The 2,820-nt window shown below is 55.1% G+C and carries 3 protein-coding genes; all 3 read left to right on the forward strand.

Translation table 11 applies throughout. The features are described from left to right. Positions 1 to 562 (forward strand): dual specificity protein phosphatase family protein (locus RTY00_RS23045; protein WP_312666507.1); only part of this gene is annotated, 562 nt, incomplete at its 5' end. Beyond that, positions 544 to 945 (forward strand): hypothetical protein, encoded by a 402-nt coding sequence (locus RTY00_RS23050; RefSeq protein WP_312666508.1) that lies wholly within the window; start codon positions 544 to 546, stop codon positions 943 to 945. The genes RTY00_RS23045 and RTY00_RS23050, both read left to right, overlap by 19 nt. Before the next feature lie 7 nt (positions 946 to 952). Continuing rightward, on the forward strand, positions 953 to 2,737 hold the full coding sequence (tssF, locus tag RTY00_RS23055; protein ID WP_312666509.1) for a type VI secretion system baseplate subunit TssF: 1,785 nt from the start codon (positions 953 to 955) through the stop codon (positions 2,735 to 2,737). The last annotated feature ends 83 nt before the right edge of the window (positions 2,738 to 2,820 follow it).

Genomic DNA, 2,820 nt, shown 5'->3' on the forward strand with positions numbered 1-2,820 from the left:
GGCTGCGGGCTATGCCGGGTTGGGCGTGACGGTATTCCAGAAAAGCAGTTGCGGCAACTTATCTCTCTCCGCACGCCTGCTGCTTTTACCCTATCTGATAGGCGCGAGGATTTCCCGCCGCTGGTTTTCCCGGCATACCGCGCAAAGTAATGAGATTGCCGCTGGCGTATCGTTGGGCAGGTTTCCGGACAAGGCGCAGCAAGATTTTGCCGTTTTTGATCTGACTGCAGAATTACACAAAGGCAACCGGAATGCACAGAGATGGCAGGCCTATCCGCTAATGGATCTACTGGTGCCAGACATTGAGCATTTGCACGCTGCGGTAAGACAGCTTCAGCAACTGCACCGGGAAAGTGACAAGGTGTTGGTTTGCTGCGCGCTGGGTTTATCGCGCAGTGCCACGGTGATTGCGGCGTGGCTGCTGGCGGAACGGCACGCAGCTTCTGTCGTTCAGGCCGTTGAACTCATCCATTCCCGACGCCCGCAGATTGTTCTCACCCCTGCACACATTGCAATCCTGGAAGCCTTCAGCAAGGAACAGCTATGTCAGACATCATTATGACCAACCGAATTGTGCAAATTCATCTGGCAAGCTGGCGCTACTTTGCCGCGCTGACGCTGCCACCGTTGGCGCTGATACTCAGCCTTATCTACTTCGCGCTGAGTCTGCCGTTAATGTTGTTGTTCTTCATCACACACTATTACTGCTGGCGTTTATGGCTTGATGAACGGCTTTTCGCATTGCTCAACAACGAAGACGACCTTGCTGAGTTTGACCGGGGCATGGCGCAGCTGTGGCCGAAAAAATTTTCCCGCCCGCGTTCTCTGGCAGATCGCCTGCACGGAACAAGAGTCATGTTTTACCGGGCAATGATCTCACTACTGGTGTTGTGGTTGGTTTCACTCTGCTCAGTGATTTATCTGGCACTCACGCTGGTTGAGTAGGTGAACAATGAATGATCATGATTTTCTAAAATATTTCGACAGCGAAATGCGTTATCTGAAAGCGGCTGCGCAGGAGTTTGCTGAGCAGTATCCGGAGGCGGGACGGCGACTGGGTGTCGACGGCAAATCTCTGAAGATGGATGACTCGGTCGAGCAACTGTTTCAAGGCTTCTCGCTGATGATGGCGCAGATGCGTCGCAAGATTGATGACGATATTCCTGAGCTGACGGAGCCGCTGCTCGGGCATCTGCTGCCTGTGGTGAACCGCACGCTGCCATCAATGTCAGTGGTGGAACTTATGCCCGATAGGGTCGCTCAGGTACGTGATGCGGTGCTGCCGGAAGGCACAACGCTGCTGACCCGACCGATGGATATTACTGGCCTGCGCTGCCCTTATCGCACTACCGATGCGCTGAAATTGCATCCACTGACGCTGGGCGAGATAACGACGCCCTTCCATCCTGATGGACACCAGATGATCTCCCTGCGGTTTTCACTCAGCCCTCAGGCAGATCCGAGCCAAATCGATCTCAGCGATATCCCGCTCTATATCCACGGAGATCGCCCGGTGCAGTCGCTGATGTATCAGGCCCTAACCAACCATATTGAAAGAATTACTGTTCGCCAGCCGCAGAGCGATAACTGTGATCCAAAACCCTTTAGTGGCGACATCCGCGCCCGCTGGCAGCAGCACTGGCACTCGGTCTGGCCGGAAAGCGATAGCCCAGCCTTGTGCGGCGAAGTTCGCCCGCTGCTGGAATATTTTAGTTTTCCGGCTCGCTACGCCTTCTTTACTCTTTCGGGGCTCAACACGCTTCTCTTCAACGAAAGCTGCCGGGAGGTGATTCTCGATATTCATCTTAGTCAGCCGCTTCCGCGTGCTCTTTCCCTGCAGGCAGATGCGCTGCGCATTCACTGCGTGCCGGTGATTAACCTGTTTACGCTGAACGCCGAGCCGCTGAAGGTGAAGCCTGCAGTGCTCGATTATCGTCTGCGCCCGCACCGCCTACGCGATCAGCACAGTGAGATTTACAGTGTTGATGAAGTTGCCGCCAGCGAAACACTGGATAAGCGGCGTTATGTGCCATATCGTCATTTCCGGCAAAAAGGTGGCATGTTGCAACGCAAAGAGTCCTGGCCGGAGCGATATTTCCATACGCGCATCTGGCGCGGTGTCAGCGGTCTTTATGAAACCTTGCTAATGCTGGGCGGCGATGAAAGCGAGACCGATCGAGGCGAGGATGATGCCACGCTGTTTATGAACATCACCTGCACCAATGGTAACTTTCCGCGCATGGCGCTGGAGAAAGCCGTATTTGATGGAAGCGCGGTCACCGGTAACCTGACGTTGCAGTGCACAACGCGTCATCCCCCTTCTATGCCTTATTACCCGCCAAGCACGCAACTTTATCAGTGGCATGTGATATCGCTGCTGCATCCGCGCGCCCTGAGCCAGATGATTAACGATGCTGCCAGCCTCAGAGCGGTACTGACGCTGTTTGACTGGAGCAATGACGATAACAACCGCCGTCGCATCAGTGGTATTCGTCACGTCAGCTGGCGTCAGGACTATAACTCCTCGTATCACTGGCACGGCGTGCGTATTCGCGTGGCGCTCGATGAAACTCAGTTCAGCGGCACCGGCGATGCCCGCCTGTTCTGCGAGCTGCTGGAGCAGTTCCTGACGCAGTACGCCAGCGTTGTGCGTTTTACCCAGCTGACGGTGCTGCTGACCGCTTCGGGCACCGAATGGGCCTGGCCGGAGCGACGCATTGATAGGGTGCTGATGTGAGCGAAGAAAACAAAAAACCGTTCTGGCTGGACGATAACGGCAATGACCAGACCGCGCAGTACAACTTTTACCGCTTCTGCCAG

Origin of the sequence: Pantoea sp. CTOTU49201 (genome assembly GCF_032054795.1) — a bacterium.
Taxonomy (GTDB): domain Bacteria; phylum Pseudomonadota; class Gammaproteobacteria; order Enterobacterales; family Enterobacteriaceae; genus Pantoea; species Pantoea symbiotica.